The following is a 21,931-nucleotide window of genomic DNA, read 5'->3' as shown; positions in this document are numbered from 1 at the left end:
GGCCGATTCTCCTGCAGCCGGTGGAATGGGGCGGCGTTTTTTTTAAGGAATATCGCATCCCATGCGCTGCCCGTTCTGTGGACACGAGGATACCCAGGTCAAGGACAGCCGGCCCACCGATGACGGCACCGCGATACGGCGCAGGCGGTCCTGTGCAGCCTGCATGCAGCGCTTTACCACCGTAGAGCGGGTGCAGTTGCGTGAACTGATCGTGGTCAAGACGGATCAGCGACGCGTGGCCTTCGACCGGGACAAGCTGACCCGTTCGGTGCAGATCGCCCTGCGTAAGCGCCCCATCGATTCCGAGCGGATCGAGAAAATGATCACCGGAATTGTCCGGCAGCTTGAAAGCAGCGGAGAAACCGAAATCCCCAGCAAACTGATCGGCGAGCTGGTGATGCAAACGCTGAAGGAGGTAGATGACGTGGCCTATGTCCGCTTCGCCAGCGTGTACCGGAATTTCAGTGATGCAGGCGATTTCCAGACTTTCCTTGGCGGAGAGGCCGAGTCAAAACAATCCGATGAGCCATCCTGACGATCCCGATCTGCCGCCGATGCGTGCCGCGTTGGCATTGGCAGCACGACACAGAGGGGAAACCTGGCCAAACCCATCCGTAGGGTGCGTCATCCTGCATAATGGCCGGGTGGTCGGTCGGGGCGTCACCGCGCATGGTGGCAGACCCCATGCTGAGCCGCAGGCGCTGGCTCAGGCCGGAACTCTGGCGCAGGGGGCCACTGCCTATGTCACTCTTGAACCCTGTTGCCATCACGGACGCACGCCCCCCTGCTCCGATGCGCTGATGAAGGCCGGAATAGCGCGAGTCGTCGTAGCACTGCGTGATCCTGATCCGCGCGTGGATGGTGGCGGCATCACCCGGTTGCGTGAAGCCGGGATTGAAGTACGCACTGGCGTTCTGGAAGAAGAAGCCGCGCGGGTGACGGCAGGGTTTCTGCATCGTGTGCGTTATGGGCGTCCCCGCGTCACACTGAAACTCGCGTCTACACTGGATGGACGCATCGCCACCGCCAGTGGAGAAAGTCAATGGATCACCGGACCACAGGCCCGGCATCACGTTCAGGCTGTACGGGCCCGCCATGATGCGATCCTGACCGGTATTGGAACGGTTCTGGCTGATGATCCCAGCCTGACCTGCCGTCTCACCGGGGGTCGGCAGACTCCGCTGCTGCGGCTGGTTGCCGATTCCCGGCTGCGGATGCCCCTGAATGCCCGCATGCTGCACGATGGAGCGGGACCAGTGTGGATTCTCTGTGCCGATGACGCCGATCCGGCTCGGCGTGCCGCGCTGGAACAATCGGGGGCGAGAATTCTGCCGGTCCCTGTTGCACCTGAAACAGGACGGCTGATCATACGCACCGCGCTGGAGCAATTGGGGGAAGCCGGGCTGACATGGATTCTGGTAGAAGGAGGGGGAGAAATCGCTGCGGCATTGCTACGCGGGGAGCATGTGGACGATATCGTCTGGTATCATGCCCCTGCCATCATGGGCGCAGACGGATACCCCGCGACCGGAGCGCTCGGACTTTCCACCCTTTCGCTCATGCCGCGTTTCCACACCGTATCGACCCGGGCCGTCGGCACAGATATCGTGACAGAATTGAGGAGAGAAGAGACATGTTCACCGGCATTGTAACCGGTCTCGGCTCAGTTGCCACGATCAGCCCGCTGGAAGGCGGCTCCGATATGCGGCTGACCATCACCACGCCGGAAGGATTTCTGACGGGGGCAGTGACCGGTGCCTCCATTGCCTGTTCCGGCTGCTGCCTGACGGTGGTTGAGTTTGCCGGTGATACCACATTCGTAGCCGATGTATCGGCAGAAACGCTCTCCAAAACAACGCTGGGAAGCTGGCGGCAGAACAGCATGATCAACCTCGAACGCGCCCTGAAAGTCGGGGATGAACTGGGCGGCCATATCGTCTCCGGCCATGTGGACGGGGTAGCGGAGGTCGTCTTCGTTCTGCCGGAACACGGCTCCACCAGAATGCGCTTCCGTGCCCCATCCCATCTTGCGCGCTATATCGCGCAGAAAGGCAGCATTGCGGTCGACGGGGTTTCCCTCACCGTGAACGAGGTTGAGAATGAAGTCTTCGGCGTCAATGTCATTCCTCATACATGCTCCGTCACGACCATCGGAACCCTGGTGGCAGGAAGCCGCGTGAATATCGAAATCGACATGCTTGCACGCTATGTTGCCCGCCTGAGCGTTACCCATGACCTCGGGACGGAAGGAAGATGAACTGAAAGCCGCCTCATGACCGACATACAGCAGGCCAGCCAAGTGGCCACCGCCTCCATCGCCCGTGCCAGCCTGACTGACTATATCAGTCCGGCCAGCGAAATCATCGAAGAGGCCCGCGCAGGCCGGATGTTCATCCTGGTGGATGACGAAGACCGGGAAAATGAAGGCGATCTGGTCATTCCGGCCCAGTTCGCAACACCCGACGCCATCAATTTCATGGCGCGTTACGCACGCGGCCTGATCTGCCTCGCCTTGACCAGACGCCGTGTGGAACAGCTCGGTCTGCCACTGATGAGCCAGTCCAATGGCACACGGCATCAGACGGCCTTCACCGTCTCTATCGAGGCAAGGGATGGCGTCAGCACCGGTATCTCCGCCCATGACCGCGCCCATACCGTGGCCACGGCGATCAACCCGGAAACGACCCGGGACGATATCGTGACTCCGGGCCATGTGTTTCCGCTGATGGCCCGCGAAGGCGGCACGCTGATGCGGGCGGGCCATACCGAAGCCGCAGTGGATATCGCCCGGCTGGCCGGTCTCTACCCGTCTGGCGTCATCTGCGAAATCATGAACGATGACGGCACCATGGCCCGGTTGCCGGATCTGGTCTCCTTCTCACAGCATCATAATCTGAAACTCGGTACGATCGCCGATCTCATTTCCTATCGCCACCACACCGAAAAACTCGTGCGGCAGGTGTCGGAAAATACGCTCCATCATGAAATTGGCGGCACGTGGCGGATCATCGTCTATGCCAATACAGTGGAGTATGAGGAACATCTGGTGCTGGTCAAAGGCTCGCCGGAGCCTGGTCGCCCGTTCCCTGTGCGCATGCATGCGGTCGATCTGGTGGATGATGTGCTGGGCGGACCGCATAGCTCCTCCCTGCACAGCGCCATGCAGATGATCACTGATATCGGCGAGGGCGCGGTTGTTCTGTTGCGAAACACCAGCTCCACAGGTTTGTCGGCCCGTGTCGCCGGACTTGCCTCCTCCGGACGTCCCACCGCTTCCCTGCGCAGCTACGGAATCGGCGCGCAGATTCTGAGTGATCTGGGTGTCAGGGACATGATTCTGCTATCCAATACCCATCTGAACATCGTCGCGCTGGAAGGATATGGTTTGAATATCGTCGAACAGCGCCATCTGAAGGATCATCACGGCGGATGAGCACCCAGGACGCCCCTTTTCCCACCGCACCCGTCATCGACGGAGCACCTCCGCATGTACTGATCGTACGTGCGCCTTACTATACCAATGTCGTGGATGGGCTGACCGCAGGCGCGGCACGTATTCTTACCGAAGCGGGAGCCACCTACGAAATCGCCGATGTGGCCGGAGCCTATGAACTGCCGCAGGCAGTCGCGATCGTTCAGCGTTCCGCCAATAACCGCTACGATGGCTATATTTCGCTCGGCTGCGTAGTGAAAGGCGATACGGACCATTACGACCATATCTGCCGTGAAGCGATGGCCGGACTGATGCGCGTGGCCCTGGATGAGGTTCTGGCGCTGGGCAATGGTCTGCTTACTGTCTCGACCATGCAGCAGGCTCTGGACCGTTCCGCACCTCCCTCTGACAGCGCCATGCACAGCCATAACAAGGGTGCCGAAGCCGCCGTTGCGGTCCTGAAGCAGATTTCCCTGCGCCGTCGCGTGGAGAAGTCTTTATGAACCGACGGACCCGCCCGCGCACGGCCTCTCGCGTTGCAGCTGTTCAGGCCCTGTTTCAGGGCGAACAGGCTCAGGAAAGCCTTGAAACCGTGATCGAGCAGTTTGTTCGTTTCCGCCTGGGCGTGCTGCCGGGGCAGGATGGTTTCGAGGATGGCCGTATTCCGGATGCCGAGGTACCACTGTTTTCACGCATTGTCCGTGCGGTCACCAAAGAACAGGATGTGATCGATCCGCTTCTGATCACCGCCCTGCCTGACGATTGGCCGCTGGCGCGGCTCGATCCGGTACTGCGTGCCCTGCTGCGCGCCGGTGTCTGCGAATTACGGATGAAAGACGGTCCGCCGCCGCGTGTTGTCATCAACGAATATCTGGACATCGCCCACGGCTTTTTTCAGGGGGAGGAGCCGCGGATGGTCAACGGCATCCTCAACGCACTGGCCCGCCAGTTGCGCCCGGAGGAGTTTGCCGGAGAGCATCAGCAAGGCTGAACGGTGACAGCCCCTCCCCCATCCTTCTGCGGCACCACTCCGGATAACGGCGAATTTGGCATGATCGCCCGTTATCTGGCACCGCTTGCTACAGCGGGGGGGCTGAACCTCACTGATGATGCAGCGCTGCTGCAACCACCCCCCGGCCTCTCCCTTGTGCTTGCTGCCGATGCGATGGTGGAGGGGGTGCATTATCTGCCGGGAACCGACCCTGCCCTGCTCGCCCGCAAGCTGTTGCGCGTCAATCTGTCTGATCTGGCAGCGATGGGAGCAACGCCGCTGCACTATCTGATGACGCTGGCGCTGCAGCACGATATCGATCCGGCCCCATGGTTCGCATCGTTTACCGCCGGGTTAGCCGAAGATCAGGCAAGGTTTGGAATTACATTACTGGGCGGGGACACCACTTCCATCAAGGGCTCCGCCTGTCTGTCCCTGACCGTGATCGGTACGGTTGAACCGGGTAAGGCAGTCAGGCGTCAGGGGGCCTGCCCGGATGATGAGATATGGGTCACCGGTACTATCGGCGATGGCGCACTCGGGCTGCTGGCACTGACAGAGGGGCTGGCTGACCCGGATAAATTTCTGGCCGGGCGTTATCACCTGCCAAGCCCCAGGCTGGGGTTGATCAACCAGAGTCTGGTGCAGGCCGCCGCCGATATTTCGGACGGGTTATTGCAGGATCTTGGCCATCTCTGCACGGCATCGGGTCTTGATGCGCTGATCGGGGCCGAAACCATTCCCCTTTCCGATGCGGCGCGTCAGCATATGCCGGCCTATCTGCCGCTTTGCCTCTCTGGCGGGGATGATTATGAACTCGTTATGGCCGTTTCACCTTCCTGCACGGTTCCGCTTCGGCAACGCGCAGAGTCTCTCGGTATTCCGGTACAGAAGATTGGACGGTTCCGTACCCGCTCCGGTCAAAAACCCGGCGTGCATGTTCTTGCATCTGATGGAAGCGTCATGCCATTCGAACAGAAAGGATGGCAGCATTTCTAGTTCTGTTATCCCGGTCTGCCCTGTCATTGGAGGCTAGCGTGACCTTCGGTTCTTTTCCGACCACAAGACTGCGACGCAACCGGGTTGATGACTGGACCAGGCGTCTGGTGGCCGAGCACACGCTGAGCGTCAATGATCTGATCTGGCCGATCTTCATTCAGGATGGCAACAACGCCATCACTGAAATCACCTCCATGCCCGGCGTGCAGCGGGTTTCTCTCGACCGGCTGGTGGATCATGTTGGGCCCACCGCAGAGCTGGGCATCCCGGCCATTGCCCTGTTTCCCGCCACTCCACCGGGATTGAAGAATGCGGAGGGTACGGAATCCGCCAATCCCGATAATTTGATCTGTCAGGCCACACGCCTGCTGAAGCAGCATTTTCCCCAGCTTGGGCTGATCGGCGATGTGGCGCTCGACCCCTATACAGACCACGGTCAGGATGGCGTGCTGAGGGCACAGAAAACCCTGCCCGGCGAGATCCTGTATGTCGATAATGACGACAGCGTTCAGGCGCTGGTGCAGCAGGCGCTGAACCAGGCACAGGCCGGGATCGACATTCTGGCCCCTTCCGACATGATGGACGGGCGCATCGGCACAATCCGACAGGCGCTGGATGAAGAAGGTTTTATTCATACGCGGCTGATGAGCTATGCCGCCAAATATGCCAGCGCCTTTTATGGTCCCTTCCGCGATGCGGTCGGCTCAGGCGGCGCATTGCGGGGAGATAAAAAAACCTACCAGATGAATCCGGCCAATAGCGATGAGGCACTCCGCGAAGTCGCACTGGATATTCAGGAAGGCGCCGATATGGTGATGGTGAAACCGGGCATGCCCTATCTGGACATCATCCGGCGGATCAAGGACCGGTTCGGCATGCCGACCTTCGCCTATCAGGTCTCGGGCGAATACGCGATGATCATGGCCGCGATCCAGAATGGCTGGCTCGACCGGGAAAAAGTGGTGCTGGAAAGCCTGCTTTCCTTCCGCCGTGCCGGAGCGGACGGCATTCTGACCTATTTCGCTCCTGAAGCTGCCAGACGGCTGAAGGAAGGCTGACATGCCGGCAGGCGCATGGCTCCTTCTGGCTATTCTGTCAGAAGTGATTGGCACAGTCGGGCTGAAACAATCCGAAGGCTTCAGCAAACCCGGCTGGATTGCAGTGATCGCCCTCGCTTACGGCGCCGCCTTCTTCATGCTGGCGCAGGCCCTGCGCACGATGCCGGTAGGAACCGCCTATGCGGTCTGGTCCGGCATCGGCACGGCAGCCATCGCCCTGATCGGCGTGGTGTTTCTGGGCCAGAAGCTTGATGCCGCCGCGTTGGCCGGAATCGGGCTGATTATTGCCGGGGTGCTGACCATCAATCTGCTGTCCGGCTCAGGTCATTAAAGACGTAGCCGGCTGATCACATCTGCCGGTCAGGCATATGCACGACAATGCCTGACAGACTGTCATTCATCACGATCTGACAGGCCAGCCTGCTGTTCTCCCGCCGTGGCTCAGCTGTGCTGTCAAGCATGGAATCCTCATCCACCGAACGCGGCGGCAGGCGATCCAGAAAAGGGTCTTCCACGAACACATGACAGGTCGCACATTGCAGATACCCCCCGCAAATCGCTGCCAGTTCCTGCACGCCCTTATCAATCGCCGCCTCAACCAGATTGACACCATTCGGGACGTCCACCTCCCGACGAGTCCCGGCAGCATTGACGAAAATAGCGACAGGCATTGCGTTCTCTCTCCCGTATCCGCAGGGTCCGGCCTTTCTTATTCCGTGATGAACGCGGAAACACTGGCTCCTGACGTCACAAATCAAGTGTCATTCACGGATGCCCTCTAAAGCAGATCACCGCACTGCGGAAGCGCAGGCAGGAGGGTTTTCTCTCCTAATCAGGATCCCAGCAAAAACCGCCTGATCGCCTGAATACTGGGCCGGTCCATCAGGGCGGGTGCATGACCACATCCTGGCACCTCCAGACTGGTGGCACCGCCGCGCACCATACGCTCGACAGTATCCGGCAGCAGCACATCGCTGCTTTCTCCCCGCACCACCATGACTGGCACCCTGATCTTCTCCCAGACCTGCCAGAGATTCGTGTCGATCGCCAGCATGGAGCGCATTGGCCGAGCGATGCCCGGATCATAATGCAGGGCGACACGGCCATCCGCCAAAGCCCGGGCACTGTGACGGGCCAGACGTTCCCACTGGCGATCGGTCAGAGGACCAAAGCCTGCATGTACCTGTCGTAAATAGGCCTCCAGACCGCACATATCCGGGAATTCCGGACGTGCGCGCAGCATGTAATCCCGGATGCGCGACAAAGAGCGTCCCGGAATAAGGGGCCCGATATCGTTCAGCACCAGTTTTTCAATCGGATGACCCAGCGAACTGGCCAGCAGCATCCCGCATAAACCGCCCAGAGAAGTCCCCAGAAACGAGACCGGCTGTTCTATCACACCCAGCAGATGCGCAAGCGCAGTCACATAATTCTGAGGCTCATACAACGAGGCATCCGGCAACCAGTCCGAGGCGCCACGCCCCGGCAGATCAGGGCAGATGACATGGAAACGATCTGACATGGTGCGGGCAAGCACATCGAAATCATGCGCATTCCGGGTCAGCGCATGCACACATATCAGAGGTGGCAGATCGGGCTTCCCCCACGCACGATAGGATAGCCGGTAAAAGGCACCTTTCAGCAGATAGCGGACAAACCGTGTTTGCGGCTGGTTCATGAAGGAATCACGCAGTACGGAATCCTTATCCGAAAGGGATTGCTTGCCCATAAGACGATGCGCGGTCCATCCTTGCGCGGAACGTCTTATAAGAGGGGCGCTGCACCATGGGAAATGCTTCCGTGCGTGTCTGGACAAAAACAGCGCCGGGAACAGAGCTTTGATGCGGATGATACGCCGCACTCTGGCCATTTCGGGCGTGACGGTCGCGCTGGCCGCCGGTCTTGTGACGGGCGTGGTCTGGCTGACCCTGCCTGCACAGGATCATACGGCCAGAGGCAGCCTTCTGCGAAAAGAAGCCCTGATCCGGTTTGATTCACACGGTATTCCATGGATCAAGGCCGGATCGGATGAGGATGCCGCCTTCGCCCTCGGCTATGTGCATGCACGCGACCGGGGATTTCAGATGGATCTGATGCGCCGGGCTGCCTCCGGCAGGCTTTCAGAACTGGCCGGGACGGACACGCTTCCGCTGGACAGGCTGATGCGCACGCTGGGGCTGCGCCATCGCGCCGAGGCAGACTTCCAGAGTCTGCCGCCTGCCACAAAGGCTTTACTGGTTGCCTATGCAAACGGGGTTAACAGCCGGTTTCAGGAAAAAGGGCGTTTTCTCAGTCCCGAGTTCCTGCTGAGTGGCGCACCCGAGCCATGGTCTCCGGTGGACAGCCTGCTCTGGGGCAAAAGCATGATGCTCTATCTGTCCGGCAATTACCGGACAGAGCTGGCCCGTGCAGAGTTGACTGCTATTCTGCCGAGAGACCGCATCATGGAGCTCTGGGCGGCAGGGAGCACGGAAAAGCCTGTTGATGCCTCGGTCTTTAACCCCCGCTTTGCAGAGTCTGCCCGCCGCCTGCTGGCCATGCTGCCGGCAGAAGGCGCGCGCTTCACCCTGCCCTCTACCGCATCCAACGAATGGGCCCTGGACGGCGCCCACAGCGCGACCGGAGCACCGTTGCTGGCGGGCGATCCCCATTTATCCTTCGGTTTACCAGGCGTGTGGTATCTGGCCCGGGTCGAGACACCGGATCACGTTCTGGTCGGTGCAACCGCACCGGGAACACCATTTCTGGTCATTGGCCATAATGGCCGGATTGCCTGGACCTTCACCACCAGCGTCGCAGATACACAGGATCTGTTCATCGAAACCGAACTCGATCCCGGACATTACGCCAGCCCGGACGGAAAACTGGCTTATGAGACGCGACAGGAAGTCATCCATGTGCGCGGTGCCTCCGATGTTACCCTCATTGTACGGGAAACACGGCACGGGCCGGTTATCAGCGATCTGGTCGGCCGGTCAGGACCGATCATGGCACTCGCCGCAACCGGATTACTGCGGGGAGATACCGCCTCTGCCGGATTGGCTCTGCTCAACAGGGCGCAGACAGTGCAGGAAGCATCGCTCGCTGCCCCCCTGATCTCCAGCCCGATACAAAATCTGCTGATTGCCGATCATGAAACGATCGGAATCTTTACAACAGGACGCCTGCCCCTGCGCAAGGAAGGAGATGGCAGCTGGCCCGTCCCCGGTGCGGATGGCGCGCATGACTGGGCCGGGACCATCAGCGGGGATGCTCTGCCACACAGTCTCACCCCTTCCTCAGGCCGGCTGGTCAATGCGAATGAGCGATTGAGAATCTCCGATCCAGCCGGCAATCAGGTTTTTCTGGGCCGTGACGGGTTGGGAGAATGGCGGGCCAACCGAATCCGGCAAATGCTGGATGGAGCGGGAAAAGCCGGTCTTGCCGATTTTGTCGCAATGCAGACTGATCAGCGGAGCCTGTTCGCGCAGGCGCTGCTGCCCCGCCTGCGGCTTATCCGTGCCGAAGGCGATGCCGAAACAGCCCTGTCATTGCTGACCGGATGGGATGGCACCATGGCCGAGTCCAGCCCTGCCCCGCTGATTTTCAATGCCTGGATGGATCGTTTCCGCAACGCCGTGCTGGCAAAAGCCAACGTTCCGGTACCGGATGCTGCTGTTCCGCCGCTGGAATTCAGCGCATGGCTTTTATCGGATGCAGGCGCGCACTGGTGCGACGGATCAGACTGCACCCAACAGCTTGCCCGGACACTTGATGAAACGGTGCAGCAGTTAAAGGCACTTTATGGCCCGCGCCCGGCAGAATGGCGATGGGGCAATGCGCATCCCGTCATGTTCCGCCACCCCCTGTTGAGCCGCATTCCGGTGTTGAAGCTGGCAGGCCAGGCATCAGCCTCCGTCGGCGGTGATGACAGCACAGTCGGACGGGCCGGCACCTCCCATGCCATCAGCGCTGATCATGCTCTGGCGGATGGTGATTTCGAGGATATGCATGGTGCATCCTATCGCGGGGTTTACGATCTGGCCGATTTGACGCGCAGCCGCTTCATCGCCGCCCCCGGACAATCGGGAAACGTGTTCAGCGCCCATGCACGGGACTTCATTCCACTCTGGCGGGATGGGCAGACCCTCCCGCTTGGGCAGGAGCCATCCCATATAGAAGCCATTCTGCATCTGATCCCGGCCAATGCCCCATGAATGACAGCAAACCACTCTATCGGCCGCAGTTTTTCTATACGACCGGCGCCTCACCATGCCCCTATCTCGACGGGCGCATGGAGCGGAAAGTCGTCACCGAAATCACCGGCCCGGATGCGGAAAATCTGCATAACCGGCTATCGCGTGCAGGATTCCGGCGCAGCCACAACATCGCCTATGCCCCGGTATGTCAGGGCTGTAATGCCTGCGTTCCGATCCGGATCGAGGTCAATGATTTCCGTCTGACCCGCACAAGGCGACGCATCAACCGCACCAATGCCGGGGTCGAGATGTTCGATGTTCCCGCACAGGCGACGCACGAGCAGTTCATGCTGTTCCAGCGTTACCAGAAAAGCCGCCACAGGGATGGCGACATGGCGGCGATGGGTTTTACCGATTACCGCGCCATGGTCGAGGATACGCCGATCCAGACCAGCATTCTGGAATTCAGGGATCAGGATGATGTCCTGCTCTGCGCCTGTCTGACCGATCGGCTGAATGACGGGCTGTCCGCAGTCTACAGCTTCTACGATCCCGATCTGCCGCATCGCTCGCTGGGCAGTTACGCCATCCTGTCCATGGTCGCGCATACGAAAGCGGAAGGGCTGCCCTATCTCTATCTGGGTTACTGGGTCGCAAACAGCCGTAAGATGGCTTACAAATCAGCCTATCAACCTGCGGAAATCCTGTCCCGTGGTGCATGGCGACCGCTCACACAGGCTGATATCGAGGAACAGGAAGAACAGACCCGGCCATTGTTCAGACCGTCCGCCACCGGGTTTTCCGCCAGTCAGGAATAAAACTCAGTTCCTGAACCGGCCCGATTTCGGGAATCCGTTGGGCGGCACCTTGCCAGACTGTCCCCGTGCCCCGAGCCAGTAGGAAAGATCGCGCTCCACCCGCTGTTTTTCCCCGGACATCCAGCTCAGCCCTTGAGCCAGCGTAAGCACCATGATGTCGCGCGGCGCACCGCCCTTGTTCAGGATCACGCCAGCCCCACGGGCCATTTCCGGCACCTGTTCCAGCGGGAAAACCAGCAGTTTCCGGCTCTCGCTGATCACCGCGACATGATCACCCTCTGCCGGCACACAGAAAGCGGCTTCCTCACCCGGCTTGACGTTCAGCGCCTGACGCCCGGTGCGCTTCTCCGCCAGCAGATCGGCGCCACGGATCACGAAACCACGCCCCGCTGAGGAAACCAGCAGGTAGCGCGCCTCCTCCTTCGGAACCAGCAGGGCAATGACGTCATCCTCATTCCCGAAGCCAGCCAGCAGACGCACGGGCTGGCCGTCACCACGCCCGCGCGGCAAATCGGCAGCTTTCAGCGTGTAGGCCTTGCCATTGGTGGCCACCAGACAGAGCCGGTCCGTGGTCTCGCAAGGCAGAGCGAAGCGGAGGGCATCTCCCTCCTTGAAACGAAGCTCGGCGGTATCCGCAATATGGCCTTTCAATGCCCGCATCCAGCCTTTTTCGGACAGGATGACGGTGATCGGCTCCCTCTCCACAAAGGCTTCGGCCGCAACCTCGACCGTGGCGGGTGGGCCTGCAATATCCGTGCGGCGATCCCCCAGCCTGCCACTGCCGAACTGATCCCGGACCGCTGCCACTTCATGGGCAATGCGTTTCCAGCGGAGGGGTTCACTCTTCAGCAGCGCATCCAGATCCTTGCGTTCCTTGCTGAGTTTGGCGTGTTCACGCCTGATCTCCATTTCCTCCAGCTTGCGCAGGGAGCGCAGGCGCATGTTCAGCACGCTTTCCGCCTGCATATCGGTCAGGGAGAAGGTTGCGATCAAGGCGGCTTTCGGCTCGTCCTCCTCCCGCACGATGCGAATGACCTCATCGAGGTTGAGGTAGACCAGCAGAAAGCCATCCAGAATTTCCAGACGCCGGTCGATCGCCGCCAGACGGTGGGTGGAGCGGCGGATCAGTACCTCATGCCGATGATCCAGCCATTGCCGCAGAACCTCCTTCACCCCCATCACACGGGGGGTGCGGGTGGCATCCAGCACGTTCATGTTCAGCGGGAAACGGCTTTCCAGCGCGGTGGCGCGGAACATCGTCTCCATCAGCACATCAGGGGAGATGGTGCGGGATTTCGGCTCCAGCACGATGCGGACGGTTTCGGTGCTTTCATCGCGAATATCAGCCAGCAGAGGAAGTTTTTTCTCCTCCATCAGCGCCGCCACCTGCTCGATCAGCCGGGCCTTCTGCACCTGATAGGGAATTTCGGTGATGATGATACGCCAACTGCCGAGACGACCATCCTCCTTGTGCCAGCGTGCCCGGACACGGAAGCCACCCCGCCCGGTCTCGTAGGCCTGAAGCATCGAGGCACGATCTTCCACCAGAATGCCGCCGGTCGGAAAATCCGGTCCTTTCAGATGGTCCAGCAGCGTCGCCGTATCAGCCTGCGGATTCTCGATCAGCGCCAGAGCGGCATCACAAACCTGCCCGGCATTATGGGGGGGGATCGACGTTGCCATGCCAACCGCAATCCCTGCCGCCCCATTGGCAAGCAGATTGGGAAAAGCGGCCGGCAGCACGGCCGGTTCGACTTCTTCAGCATTGTAGGTCGGGCGGAGATCAACCGCATCGTCATCAATGCCTTCCAGCATCGTGCGGGCGACTTCGGTCAGCCTGGCCTCGGTATAACGATAGGCTGCCGCCCCATCGCCATCGATATTGCCGAAATTACCCTGCCCATCGACCAGCGGATAGCGAGAGGCAAAATCCTGGGCCAGACGCACCAGCGCCTCATAAGCCGCAGAATCGCCATGAGGATGATATTTACCGATCACGTCGCCGACGATACGGGCGCATTTCTTGAATCCGGCATCAGGATCAAGCCGGAGCTGATGCATCGCGTAAATCAGCCGCCGATGCACGGGCTTCAGCCCGTCACGGACATCCGGCAGGGACCGCGCCATAATGGTGGACAGCGCATAAGCCAGATATCGCTCCGACAAGGCATCCGCCAGCCTGGTATCCTCGACCCGGCCTATCATGTCGTCAGGCATGTTCACGTTCCGTTTCCGTCAGCGCCGAGATACGGTCGTATAGCGACATGCGCGCCGGGGGAAGAGGCCGATGCCGGGTTCCGAACACATCCCGCGATAAAAAATACCCGGTCAGCCTCAATCCATCCCTCCAGGCGACCGGATCACAATCGGTTTCCGCCTGATGCAACAGAAAGCCCGGCAAAGGCAAAAGCCTGTCCAGCCATGGCTCTGCCGCGTCTGATGAGACAGCGCGGCCAGTACGCGGAGAGACGTAACGCAGACCGCTCACCTGCCCCGTTACGGCGCAACGCTGAAGATCAAGGCCGTAGCCAAGCTCCTGCAGCAAGATCGCTTCCCATCGTATGGCATCCTCAACCACCTGCCGACCACCCAGCGAGAGGCGTGTCAGCAGACCGGGCAACGGTGTAAAAGCGGCGGAATGGGCCTCACGGTCCGGCAATGCGCCTTCCGCAACAGCGCAGAGGGACCGCAGCACGGCCAGATTCAGGGGATCATCCATGGCCAGCGCAGCAGCCGGATGAATCAGCTCCGCCGTCAGAGAGCCAAGCTGATCGGCCAGTCTTGCCGCCCAACGTGCCATGACAAGGTTGCCCGGCTGCCAGATACCGCCGCGCTGCCGCGATGTACCGCCCCGGACCAGTCCCCGGTAAAGTCCTTGATCCTCGGAGAAGACCGCGGCCAGACAGTCAGCCTCACCATAAGGCTGGGCACTCAGCACGATACAGGGCGCCGTCCATTCCATCAGGCCATCCCCCCATCAAGCCATCCCTCTGTCACCGGTCTGCAACCGGAGAGACACTCAGCCCGGATCTTCGAGACCAATGGCCCGCAGCCGGGCGGTTTCCTCATCCCAGCCCGCCCGTTCCTTCACATTGAGGAACAGATGCACCGGCCGATCCAGCAGAGATGACAATTCCTGCCGCGCCCGTGCGCCAATCTGCTTGATGCGGCTGCCACCCGCGCCGATCAGGATTGCCTTATGACCGGGCCGCGCCACATAAACTGTCGCCTCGATCCGGGCGGAACCGTCGGGACGCTCCTGAAACGCCTCCGTCTCGACCGTGGCGGAATACGGGATTTCCTCATGGGTTTGCAGGAAAATCTGCTCACGCACGATCTCGGCGGCCAGCAGACGGTCCGGCAGATCGGTCAGATCATCATCCGGATATAGATGTGGGCCAGGCGGCATGGCCTGCGCCAGCGCTGTCAGCAGCATGTCCAGCCCATCCCGCTTGGCCGCGCTGATGAAAAAGGTTTCCTCGAATTTGGCCAGACCGCTCAACGCCTGCGCCAGCGGAAGCAGGCTCGGCGCGGGAACCAGATCGACCTTGTTCAGCACCAGCCAGATGCGCCGGTTACCCAGACGCTCGATAATCGCCCGCACATCCTCAGTCAGACCGGCACGGGCATCGACCATCAACAGGCCCAGATCGGCATCCTGAACCCCGGTCCAGGCGGCAGCGACCATGGCCCGATCCAGACGACGCCGCGGCGTGAAAATACCAGGCGTATCCACCATCAGAATCTGTGAGGTTTCTCCGGCTGCCGTCTGATGCATGGCAATGCCGAGCACGCGAAAACGGGTGGTCTGCGCCTTGGGCGAGACAATCGACACCTTGGCACCGGTCAATGCATTGACCAGGGTCGATTTACCCGCATTCGGCGCACCCAGCAGGGCAGCATAGCCGCATCGTGTCTTGCCGGAACCGCCCAGCCTGCTTCCACCTGCCGAAGATGCTCCCTCAGAACTTTCCGAGCGGGAGGGATCAGGATGGCTCATATCGTCTATGTTCTCTTTACCGCCGCTCATCCGTTCTGACCCCGATCCGGTGCCGTCCTGTCTTGTATCCTGCCCAGCAGATCCTGCGCCGCCAGTTGCTCGGCAGCGCGTTTGCTGCCTGCCTGCCCCTGCCCGACATGATCGCCCACCAGAACTTCTACCCAGAATACCGGGCTGTGAGGAGGTCCCTCGCGACGTGCCAGACGATAGATGGGCAGATGAAGACCGAGACCCTGCGCCCATTCCTGTAAAGCTGTTTTGGCATCTTTCGGCGGCTCTGTCTGCCGCTGCATCACAGGTTCCCAGCTGCGCCGGATAAACTGCCGCACAGGGTCCAGCCCCGCATCCAGATAGAGCGCACCGATCAGTGCCTCCATCGCATCCGACAGAACGGTTGCCAGCTTGCGGACACCGGCCTTTGCCTCACCGGGCGCCACGGACAGGATTTGCGGCAGCCCGGATTGTTCGGCGATCCCGGCCAGAACCGGCTGGGATACCAGATGCGCCAAACGGCGCCCCAATTCGCCTTCCTGCTCCAGCGGAAAACGCTCCACCAGCCATTCGGCCACTACCAGTCCCAGGACCCGGTCGCCAACGAATTCCAGCCGCTCATTGGACCCAGCCCCACGCGGCAAGCTCTGCCCTGTTTGGCCATGCATTATTTTGACGGCGGAGCGATGTGTCAGCGCCTCAGCCAACAGATCACGGCGGGTGAAGCGATGACTCAGCAGAGCCTCGGCAGCCTCCAGAGAACGGTCCGCGATCCCGGCATATTTCGACTGACTGGCTGATGTCGCGGTCATGGACGCCTCATCTGAACCAAGCGGACGGCGTTCAGTGGATGCTCCTGAACAAGCGGTTCCAGCGGATTTCCAACGGCCATTCCCACACCTGATACCAGGGAGCGGTTGCATGCACGGAGAAGAAAATAAACTCCGCACGGCCAATCAGGTTTTCGACAGGCACAAATCCGACCACCGACATGACCCGACTGTCCTGACTGTTATCCCGATTATCCCCCATCGCAAAGAAATGCCCGGCCGGGACTTTGAATTCCGGCGTATTGTCGAGCATTTCATGATCCGAGCGCTTCAGGATCAAATGATCCACCCCGCTCTGCCCGCTCGCACCGGGTAAATCCTCGACATATAACTTGTCTTCCTCCGGTACCGGAGCGCTGCCCTCACCCTCAATGGTGTAAACCCCACGTTCCTTACGAGGAACCTCTGTGCCATTGATGAACAGGTGGCCATCGCGCATCTGCACCGTATCACCCGGCAGCCCTATCACGCGCTTGATATAGCTGGTCGACGTATCGGTCGGCAGGCGGAACACCACAACATCCCCGCGATGCGGCAGGCTGCCGAATATCCGCCCGGAAAAGAGATCCGGCGAAAATGGCAGCGAGAAATGCGAGTACCCGTAAGCATATTTGGAAACGAACAGATAATCACCGACCTGTAATGTCGGGATCATCGATCCGGAGGGAATATTAAAAGGCTCGAAAAGGAAAGTCCGGAAACCAATGGCAATGAGAGCTGCGTAGACGATCACGACTACATTGCTCCAGAAACCGGATTTGCGTTCTGACATCGTTATGGTTGTCCGGATATTATTTTAAGCCGTATGGATAGGGCGCAAGGGATGCCGGGCGCTTCCCCGCCTGTCAAGGCAACCCCCGGCCACCAGTGAGAGAGGTCGGAAGAGGCACAGCCGAAATCACCACCTGCGCATAGGCGTACGGGTATTCATCCGTCATCGTCAGCAGGACCTGTGCCCCCATACCGGACGGCGTAATAGCACTCAGCCTTGCCGCCGCCCCGCCTGTCAGACGCAGTGTCGGCTGGCCGGAGGACAGGTTGACGACCCCAAGATCAGACATGAACACGCCCCCGGCAAAACCGGTGCCAAGCGCCTTGGCGCAGGCTTCCTTGGCCGCGAAACGCTTGGCGTAAGTTCCCATGCGCATGCGGCCATTGCGGCGCTCGGCCTTCGCCCTCTCCGCCGTGGTAAAAACCCGGCTCAGAAACCGCTCGCCATGGCGCTCCAGCACGGTTTCGATGCGCCGGATGTCACAGATATCCGAGCCAATGCCGATGATCATGCCACCATCATCCGTGTATTCAACTCCGTGCACGCTCGACCTGGGTGATGCTCGACGCAGCACGCAGACCCGCAATCACATGAGAGAGATGGCGTACATCACGCACATTCACATCAATCAGAATTTCAAAGAAATCCTGCTGGCGATTAACGATTTTTAAATTCATCACCGCCCCGTCCTGCTTGGCGATGGCGTTGGTGATATTGGCCAGCGCATTTCCCTCATTGGAGGCGATCACACTGATACGTCCCGTATAAAGATCGCCGCGCTTACCCTCATTGCTGCGTTCCATCATGGCATTGTCCCAGTCCACATCGATGAAACGCTCAGGCGTAGACGCAAAGCTTTCCAGCGTCGGACAGTCCCGCGTATGGATGGTCACACCCTTGCCAGTAGCGACGATGCCAACAATGCGATCCCCCGGCAGAGGATGACAGCATCCGGCATAATGAACCGCCATGCCGGAGACGAGCCCCGTAATAGCCATACCGCTCTCGGCACGACCAGCCGGACGGGAGGACGGACGCGGCGGCAGGCCATGCAGCATACGCGGCGCACGCGCAGTGGGCCGCAATTCCGGATAGGCGGCATGCACCACCTCCTTCGGCCCGATATTGCCGTTGCCAACGGCGGTATAAAGATCATCCAGAGTAGGCTGTTTCAGCGTTTTCAGGGCAGTCTCAAGCACCTTCTCGCTGCCATCCAGCCCTTCCTGCCGGAAGGCCTTCGCCAACATGGCACGGCCTTCATCCACATGCTGTTGTTTCTGTTGCTGATGCACATAGCGGCGGATGCGTGCCCGGGCCTTTCCGGTGACGCAGAAGCGTTCCCATTGCGGGCTGGGTGTACCGCCACGCGCAGTCAGAATTTCGACCTGATCACCATTCTGCAACTCATGACGCAACGGCAGCAGACGGCCATTTACACGCGCGCCTACGCAGGTATCACCGATCTGACTATGTACAGCATAGGCAAAATCAACCGGGGTCGCCCCCCGCGGCAACTGGATCAACTGACCTTTCGGGGTAAAGCAGAAAACCTGATCCTGATATAATTCGAGCTTGGTATTCTCCAGAAACTCATCAGGAGCTGCGGAATTGTCGAGAATTTCGAGCAGATCCTGCACCCAGCGGAAACGCTGCACTTCGCTGGGAAGCATCTCCTGCCCGTCTTTATAGGCCCAGTGCGCGGCCACGCCGTTATCCGCGACGTCATCCATATCACGGGTGCGTATCTGCACCTCGATCTTCTGGTTGCGCGGCTCCCGCAGGGTGACGCCCGTGTGCAGGCTTTGATAGCCATTTGCCTTGGGGGTGGAGATATAATCCTTGAACCGTCCGGCAATCACCGGATAGGTCGCGTGCACCGCCCCGAGCGCGGCGTAACAATCCGCCCGCGTCGGCACAACGATGCGGAACGCCATGATGTCGGATAGCTGCTCGAACGCCACACTGCGGCGCTGCATTTTTTCCCAGATCGAGAACGGGGATTTTTCCCGTCCCGTGACCTCGATCACCGTGACGCCATGATCCTCACATACCCGGCGAAGCTCGGCCTTCACTTCCTCGATCACATCAGCCCCACGGCCGCGCAGGAAGTTCAGCCGCGCCATGATGGTGTCGTAGGCCTCGGTCTCCAGCTGTGCGAAGGCCAGAGTCTGAAGCTCGGTCTTTACCTCCTCCATACCGATGCGGTCGGCGAGAGGGGCATAAATTTCCATCGTCTCGCGGCTGATACGCTGACGGCGCGCGTCGGAGCGCACAAAATGCAGGGTCCGCATATTGTGCAGCCGGTCCGCGAGCTTGACCAGCAGCACGCGGATATCCTTGCTCATGGCCAGAACGAGCTTACGGAAATTTTCCGCCTGCTTGGTGCGGTCGGACTGGAGTTCCAGCCTGGTCAGCTTGGTCACGCCATCGACCAGACCGGCGATTTCAGCCCCGAAACGCTCCTCGATCTGGGAAAGGCTTAGCTGTGTATCCTCGATCGTGTCATGCAGCAGCCCGGTGATGATACTGCCGACATCCAGCCGATATCCGGCCAGAATATCGGCCACTGCCAGCGGATGCGTGATATAGGGATCACCATTGTCACGCACCTGCTGCCCATGCGCACGCATCGCCAGCACATAGGCGGCGTCGATCAGATCCGTATCAGCATTGGGGGCGTAACTGAGGACTTTTTCGGTCAGTTCGAACTGCCGCACGATACGCGGACGGGCCGGCTGCCCAACCTCACCCGCCACGCCGTCAGGAAGGCGCGTCAGGCGGCTGAAAAAGCCGGCTCCCATGCTCTGCGTCATTCTGTGGCCCCGCTCTGGCCCAGGCCGGACGAGACTCCGTACGACTCAGGACACCCGTTGAACATTTATTATAAGGGTGTCCCTTGCACGCGGTGCAATGATTTCAGCGAAATCAGGCGTCAATATTGCCCGCCATCATCCCATCAATCAGCGACGACGACCGCCAAGTTCGGCCTCGATCGCAGCTTCCATCTCATCGGATGAGAGATCGACCGTGCCAGAATGAGCTTCTTCCTCGGCCGAAACATCCTGCAGGCCGAAGATATTCTGCTCGGTCGGGATCAGGTCGAGCACTTCCTCATCCGCGGGTTCCAGCTCCGGCGCGCGGGAAAGTGACTTCATCAGATCCTGATGCAATCCGGTGGTGGTCACCGTCTCATCAGCAATTTCACGGAGTGCGACCACCGGGTTCTTGTCGTTGTCACGATCAATGGTCAGTTCCTCGCCACGGCTGATGCAGCGGGCACGATGGGCGGCCAGCAGAACCAGCTCGAACCGGTTGGGCACCTTTTCGACGCAATCTTCAACGGTGACGCGCGCCATGCGGCGACCTCCCAAAACACAAACTTACTGAAGCGAAGGAGTATCTATAAAGCAGCCTCCTTCCCCAGGCAACCGGAGCAGGCATCTGCTGACGCGGATCAGCCTTTCCGCTGAAACGGATCAGTCCGAATCAGCCGGTCGTATTCCCTGTGGCGGCAACGCATCCAGCAGAGCATCAACCGTTTTACCACTGACGGGATCAATCCAGTCCGGACACACATCACGCAGCGGCGTCAGGACAAAAGCACGCTCTGTCGCCCTTGGATGCGGCAGAACAGGATCAGGGGCGGACCTGATTACGCCATCCATATCAATAATATCCAGATCAAGCGTACGAGGGGCATTAGGAACCGTACGGACACGGCCATTGCGCGCCTCAATCTCCTGCAACCAGACCAGAAGACGCTCAGGATCGATTTCACCGGACAGGCGGGCGACACCATTTACATAATCAGGCTGACCGGAAGGCGGCATTGGCGCTGTCAGATACCAACGGGAACAGGCTTCCAGAGTCAGACCGGGCAACTCACCCAGCCGCGCCACCGCCTGACGACAGGTTTCGATGGCAGGCATACCATCTGAATTCGGCAGATTTGCCCCGACTGCTATTAAAATCATTTTTATATACTCATCAAATCGCCGTAAGCTGCAGGCTTGTGCATTGTATGTGTCCTTCATTTTCGTTTAAAGGTCAGCATACCGCCGATATATGGTAAAGATTGCGCCACGCGGCTGAGCTTCGTCATGCCGTTTGAAAAGCCAAGGATATTCAAGAGTATGCATTTCCTACCGACCGAGAGAATAGCGCTCTTTATAGATGGCGCTAACCTCTACTCGGCATCCCGGAACCTAGGCTTTGAGGTCGACTATCGCAATTTGCTGTCAACTTTCCGCAGCCGCTCTCAACTTGTGCGTGCATATTATTACTCGGCTGTTCTTGAAACGGAAGAATATTCTCCTCTCAAGCCGCTGACAGACTGGCTTGCCTATAACGGTTATAATCTGGTTACCAAGCCGGCCAGAGAATTCACGGATGCCTCGGGCCGCCGCCGAATCAAAGGCAATATGGATATCGAGCTGGCCGTCGATATGATGGAAATCGCTGACCGGATTGATCATGCGGTCCTGTTTAGTGGCGACGCTGATTTCCGACGCGTGGTCGAAGCCGTACAACGGAAAGGCGTGCGGGTGTCCGTTGTTTCTTCCATCCGCACCTCTCCCCCCATGATCGCCGACGATCTGCGCCGCCAGGCTGATGAGTTTCTGGAGCTTGCCGATATCGCCACCTTTTTCACACGGCGACAGATGGAGCCGCGCGCCAGGGCGGCGACTCGTAGCAGCAGCAACGGAAATGAAGAACGCAGCTGAGGCTGACACCACTGCCCGAACTCAGGCTCCGCCTGAGTCAGGGTCTGATGCCGCGTCTGATGCCGCTTCTTCCTGTTTCGCGCAGGACCATGTTATCTCACTGACTGGTCGATAATATCTGTCGAAAGGAGGATTCG

General features: G+C 59.8%; 23 protein-coding genes. 12 read left to right on the top strand and 11 right to left on the bottom strand.

Going from position 1 to position 21,931, the window contains the following annotated elements; translation table 11 throughout:
* Window positions 1-61: 61 nt before the first annotated feature.
* From nrdR to GbCGDNIH8_RS05310, 9 genes are read left to right on the top strand one after another with little or no spacing between them, the layout of a single operon-like run.
* Window positions 62-535 (top strand): transcriptional regulator NrdR, encoded by a 474-nt coding sequence (nrdR, locus tag GbCGDNIH8_RS05350; RefSeq protein WP_072572376.1) that lies wholly within the window; start codon window positions 62-64, stop codon window positions 533-535.
* Window positions 522-1,652: a bifunctional diaminohydroxyphosphoribosylaminopyrimidine deaminase/5-amino-6-(5-phosphoribosylamino)uracil reductase RibD gene (ribD, locus tag GbCGDNIH8_RS05345; protein WP_072572375.1), complete on the top strand. Its 1,131-nt coding sequence runs from the start codon at window positions 522-524 to the stop codon at window positions 1,650-1,652. Before nrdR ends, ribD begins: the two co-directional genes overlap by 14 nt.
* A complete protein-coding gene (locus tag GbCGDNIH8_RS05340; RefSeq protein ID WP_072572374.1) occupies window positions 1,634-2,257 on the top strand; it encodes a riboflavin synthase in 624 nt (207 codons plus the stop codon). The genes ribD and GbCGDNIH8_RS05340 overlap by 19 nt, the downstream gene beginning before the upstream one ends.
* 15 nt (window positions 2,258-2,272) lie before the next feature.
* The gene (ribB, locus tag GbCGDNIH8_RS05335) at window positions 2,273-3,433 is read left to right on the top strand and encodes a 3,4-dihydroxy-2-butanone-4-phosphate synthase (RefSeq protein WP_072572373.1); all 1,161 of its coding nucleotides are present in this window, start codon (window positions 2,273-2,275) and stop codon (window positions 3,431-3,433) included.
* Window positions 3,430-3,936: a 6,7-dimethyl-8-ribityllumazine synthase gene (ribH, locus tag GbCGDNIH8_RS05330; protein ID WP_072572372.1), complete on the top strand. Its 507-nt coding sequence runs from the start codon at window positions 3,430-3,432 to the stop codon at window positions 3,934-3,936. The genes ribB and ribH overlap by 4 nt, the downstream gene beginning before the upstream one ends.
* Window positions 3,933-4,424 carry a transcription antitermination factor NusB gene (gene nusB / locus GbCGDNIH8_RS05325; RefSeq protein ID WP_072572371.1) on the top strand — a complete coding sequence of 164 codons (492 nt, stop codon included), beginning with the start codon at window positions 3,933-3,935 and terminating at the stop codon, window positions 4,422-4,424. The genes ribH and nusB overlap by 4 nt, the downstream gene beginning before the upstream one ends.
* 3 nt (window positions 4,425-4,427) lie before the next feature.
* Entirely contained in the window at window positions 4,428-5,423 is a 996-nt protein-coding gene (thiL, locus tag GbCGDNIH8_RS05320) for a thiamine-phosphate kinase (protein ID WP_172822904.1), read from the top strand.
* 38 nt (window positions 5,424-5,461) lie between these two features.
* Window positions 5,462-6,481 carry a porphobilinogen synthase gene (gene hemB / locus GbCGDNIH8_RS05315; RefSeq protein ID WP_072573667.1) on the top strand — a complete coding sequence of 340 codons (1,020 nt, stop codon included), beginning with the start codon at window positions 5,462-5,464 and terminating at the stop codon, window positions 6,479-6,481.
* A gap of 1 nt (window position 6,482) precedes the next feature.
* On the top strand, window positions 6,483-6,812 hold the full coding sequence (locus GbCGDNIH8_RS05310; protein WP_072572369.1) for a DMT family transporter: 330 nt from the start codon (window positions 6,483-6,485) through the stop codon (window positions 6,810-6,812).
* A 16-nt stretch (window positions 6,813-6,828) separates the two neighbouring features.
* On the opposite strand, the gene GbCGDNIH8_RS05305 is transcribed toward GbCGDNIH8_RS05310, so the two are convergent.
* Window positions 6,829-7,152 carry a 2Fe-2S iron-sulfur cluster-binding protein gene (locus tag GbCGDNIH8_RS05305; protein WP_072572368.1) on the bottom strand — a complete coding sequence of 108 codons (324 nt, stop codon included), beginning with the start codon at window positions 7,150-7,152 and terminating at the stop codon, window positions 6,829-6,831.
* A 161-nt stretch (window positions 7,153-7,313) separates the two neighbouring features.
* Window positions 7,314-8,159 (bottom strand): alpha/beta fold hydrolase, encoded by an 846-nt coding sequence (locus tag GbCGDNIH8_RS05300; protein ID WP_072573666.1) that lies wholly within the window; start codon window positions 8,157-8,159, stop codon window positions 7,314-7,316.
* A 163-nt stretch (window positions 8,160-8,322) separates the two neighbouring features.
* Here GbCGDNIH8_RS05300 and GbCGDNIH8_RS05295 point away from each other — a divergent pair, with 163 nt between their 5' ends.
* Together GbCGDNIH8_RS05295 and GbCGDNIH8_RS05290 are read left to right on the top strand one after the other, a co-directional pair.
* A complete protein-coding gene (locus GbCGDNIH8_RS05295; protein ID WP_072572367.1) occupies window positions 8,323-10,677 on the top strand; it encodes a penicillin acylase family protein in 2,355 nt (784 codons plus the stop codon).
* Complete coding sequence (locus GbCGDNIH8_RS05290; RefSeq protein ID WP_072572366.1) at window positions 10,674-11,477, top strand: arginyltransferase; 804 nt, start codon at window positions 10,674-10,676, stop codon at window positions 11,475-11,477. Before GbCGDNIH8_RS05295 ends, GbCGDNIH8_RS05290 begins: the two co-directional genes overlap by 4 nt.
* Window positions 11,478-11,480: 3 nt before the next feature.
* On the opposite strand, the gene parC is transcribed toward GbCGDNIH8_RS05290, so the two are convergent.
* The 9 genes from parC to folK form a co-directional block, all read right to left on the bottom strand.
* Window positions 11,481-13,694 carry a DNA topoisomerase IV subunit A gene (gene parC, locus GbCGDNIH8_RS05285; protein WP_072572365.1) on the bottom strand — a complete coding sequence of 738 codons (2,214 nt, stop codon included), beginning with the start codon at window positions 13,692-13,694 and terminating at the stop codon, window positions 11,481-11,483.
* A complete protein-coding gene (gene recO, locus GbCGDNIH8_RS05280) occupies window positions 13,687-14,439 on the bottom strand; it encodes a DNA repair protein RecO (protein WP_072572364.1) in 753 nt (250 codons plus the stop codon). The genes parC and recO overlap by 8 nt, the downstream gene beginning before the upstream one ends.
* A 57-nt stretch (window positions 14,440-14,496) precedes the next feature.
* Window positions 14,497-15,477, bottom strand: a complete 981-nt coding sequence (gene era, locus GbCGDNIH8_RS05275) for a GTPase Era (RefSeq protein WP_253805635.1) — start codon at window positions 15,475-15,477, stop codon at window positions 14,497-14,499.
* Window positions 15,478-15,503: 26 nt separating this feature from the next.
* Window positions 15,504-16,280 (bottom strand): ribonuclease III, encoded by a 777-nt coding sequence (rnc, locus tag GbCGDNIH8_RS05270; protein ID WP_072572363.1) that lies wholly within the window; start codon window positions 16,278-16,280, stop codon window positions 15,504-15,506.
* A 31-nt stretch (window positions 16,281-16,311) separates the two neighbouring features.
* Window positions 16,312-17,070, bottom strand: coding sequence for a signal peptidase I (lepB, locus tag GbCGDNIH8_RS05265; RefSeq protein ID WP_072572362.1), 759 nt, complete (start codon window positions 17,068-17,070; stop codon window positions 16,312-16,314).
* 73 nt (window positions 17,071-17,143) lie between these two features.
* A complete protein-coding gene (gene acpS / locus GbCGDNIH8_RS05260) occupies window positions 17,144-17,581 on the bottom strand; it encodes a holo-ACP synthase (RefSeq protein WP_072572361.1) in 438 nt (145 codons plus the stop codon).
* Between the two features lie 19 nt (window positions 17,582-17,600).
* Entirely contained in the window at window positions 17,601-19,883 is a 2,283-nt protein-coding gene (locus GbCGDNIH8_RS05255; RefSeq protein ID WP_095206424.1) for a RelA/SpoT family protein, read from the bottom strand.
* 147 nt (window positions 19,884-20,030) lie between these two features.
* Window positions 20,031-20,426: a DNA-directed RNA polymerase subunit omega gene (gene rpoZ, locus GbCGDNIH8_RS05250; protein WP_072572360.1), complete on the bottom strand. Its 396-nt coding sequence runs from the start codon at window positions 20,424-20,426 to the stop codon at window positions 20,031-20,033.
* 120 nt (window positions 20,427-20,546) lie between these two features.
* Entirely contained in the window at window positions 20,547-21,044 is a 498-nt protein-coding gene (folK, locus tag GbCGDNIH8_RS05245) for a 2-amino-4-hydroxy-6-hydroxymethyldihydropteridine diphosphokinase (RefSeq protein WP_072572359.1), read from the bottom strand.
* Between the two features lie 159 nt (window positions 21,045-21,203).
* Here folK and GbCGDNIH8_RS05240 point away from each other — a divergent pair, with 159 nt between their 5' ends.
* Window positions 21,204-21,794, top strand: coding sequence for a LabA-like NYN domain-containing protein (locus GbCGDNIH8_RS05240; protein WP_072572358.1), 591 nt, complete (start codon window positions 21,204-21,206; stop codon window positions 21,792-21,794).
* The last annotated feature ends 137 nt before the right edge of the window (window positions 21,795-21,931 follow it).

Origin of the sequence: Granulibacter bethesdensis (assembly GCF_001889545.1) — a bacterium.
GTDB lineage: Bacteria > Pseudomonadota > Alphaproteobacteria > Acetobacterales > Acetobacteraceae > Granulibacter > Granulibacter bethesdensis_B.
Note: the sequence above shows the minus strand (reverse complement) of the source record. Positions and strands in the feature narration are given on the sequence as shown.

Excerpts from the sequence above, each read along its gene's own strand:
- GbCGDNIH8_RS05300 (WP_072573666.1), bottom strand. The coding sequence starts at position 8,159 with ATGAACCAGCCGCAAACACGGTTTGTCCGCTATCTGCTGAAAGGTGCC.
- parC (WP_072572365.1), bottom strand. The coding sequence starts at position 13,694 with ATGCCTGACGACATGATAGGCCGGGTCGAGGATACCAGGCTGGCGGAT.
- GbCGDNIH8_RS05310 (WP_072572369.1), top strand. The coding sequence starts at position 6,483 with ATGCCGGCAGGCGCATGGCTCCTTCTGGCTATTCTGTCAGAAGTGATT.
- GbCGDNIH8_RS05255 (WP_095206424.1), bottom strand. The coding sequence starts at position 19,883 with ATGACGCAGAGCATGGGAGCCGGCTTTTTCAGCCGCCTGACGCGCCTT.
- GbCGDNIH8_RS05340 (WP_072572374.1), top strand. The coding sequence starts at position 1,634 with ATGTTCACCGGCATTGTAACCGGTCTCGGCTCAGTTGCCACGATCAGC.
- era (WP_253805635.1), bottom strand. The coding sequence starts at position 15,477 with ATGAGCCATCCTGATCCCTCCCGCTCGGAAAGTTCTGAGGGAGCATCT.
- ribD (WP_072572375.1), top strand. The coding sequence starts at position 522 with ATGAGCCATCCTGACGATCCCGATCTGCCGCCGATGCGTGCCGCGTTG.
- acpS (WP_072572361.1), bottom strand. The coding sequence starts at position 17,581 with ATGATCATCGGCATTGGCTCGGATATCTGTGACATCCGGCGCATCGAA.
- rpoZ (WP_072572360.1), bottom strand. The coding sequence starts at position 20,426 with ATGGCGCGCGTCACCGTTGAAGATTGCGTCGAAAAGGTGCCCAACCGG.
- ribH (WP_072572372.1), top strand. The coding sequence starts at position 3,430 with ATGAGCACCCAGGACGCCCCTTTTCCCACCGCACCCGTCATCGACGGA.
- rnc (WP_072572363.1), bottom strand. The coding sequence starts at position 16,280 with ATGACCGCGACATCAGCCAGTCAGTCGAAATATGCCGGGATCGCGGAC.
- GbCGDNIH8_RS05290 (WP_072572366.1), top strand. The coding sequence starts at position 10,674 with ATGAATGACAGCAAACCACTCTATCGGCCGCAGTTTTTCTATACGACC.
- recO (WP_072572364.1), bottom strand. The coding sequence starts at position 14,439 with ATGGAATGGACGGCGCCCTGTATCGTGCTGAGTGCCCAGCCTTATGGT.
- nrdR (WP_072572376.1), top strand. The coding sequence starts at position 62 with ATGCGCTGCCCGTTCTGTGGACACGAGGATACCCAGGTCAAGGACAGC.
- nusB (WP_072572371.1), top strand. The coding sequence starts at position 3,933 with ATGAACCGACGGACCCGCCCGCGCACGGCCTCTCGCGTTGCAGCTGTT.
- GbCGDNIH8_RS05305 (WP_072572368.1), bottom strand. The coding sequence starts at position 7,152 with ATGCCTGTCGCTATTTTCGTCAATGCTGCCGGGACTCGTCGGGAGGTG.
- GbCGDNIH8_RS05240 (WP_072572358.1), top strand. The coding sequence starts at position 21,204 with ATGCATTTCCTACCGACCGAGAGAATAGCGCTCTTTATAGATGGCGCT.
- folK (WP_072572359.1), bottom strand. The coding sequence starts at position 21,044 with ATGATTTTAATAGCAGTCGGGGCAAATCTGCCGAATTCAGATGGTATG.
- ribB (WP_072572373.1), top strand. The coding sequence starts at position 2,273 with ATGACCGACATACAGCAGGCCAGCCAAGTGGCCACCGCCTCCATCGCC.
- lepB (WP_072572362.1), bottom strand. The coding sequence starts at position 17,070 with ATGTCAGAACGCAAATCCGGTTTCTGGAGCAATGTAGTCGTGATCGTC.
- GbCGDNIH8_RS05295 (WP_072572367.1), top strand. The coding sequence starts at position 8,323 with ATGCGGATGATACGCCGCACTCTGGCCATTTCGGGCGTGACGGTCGCG.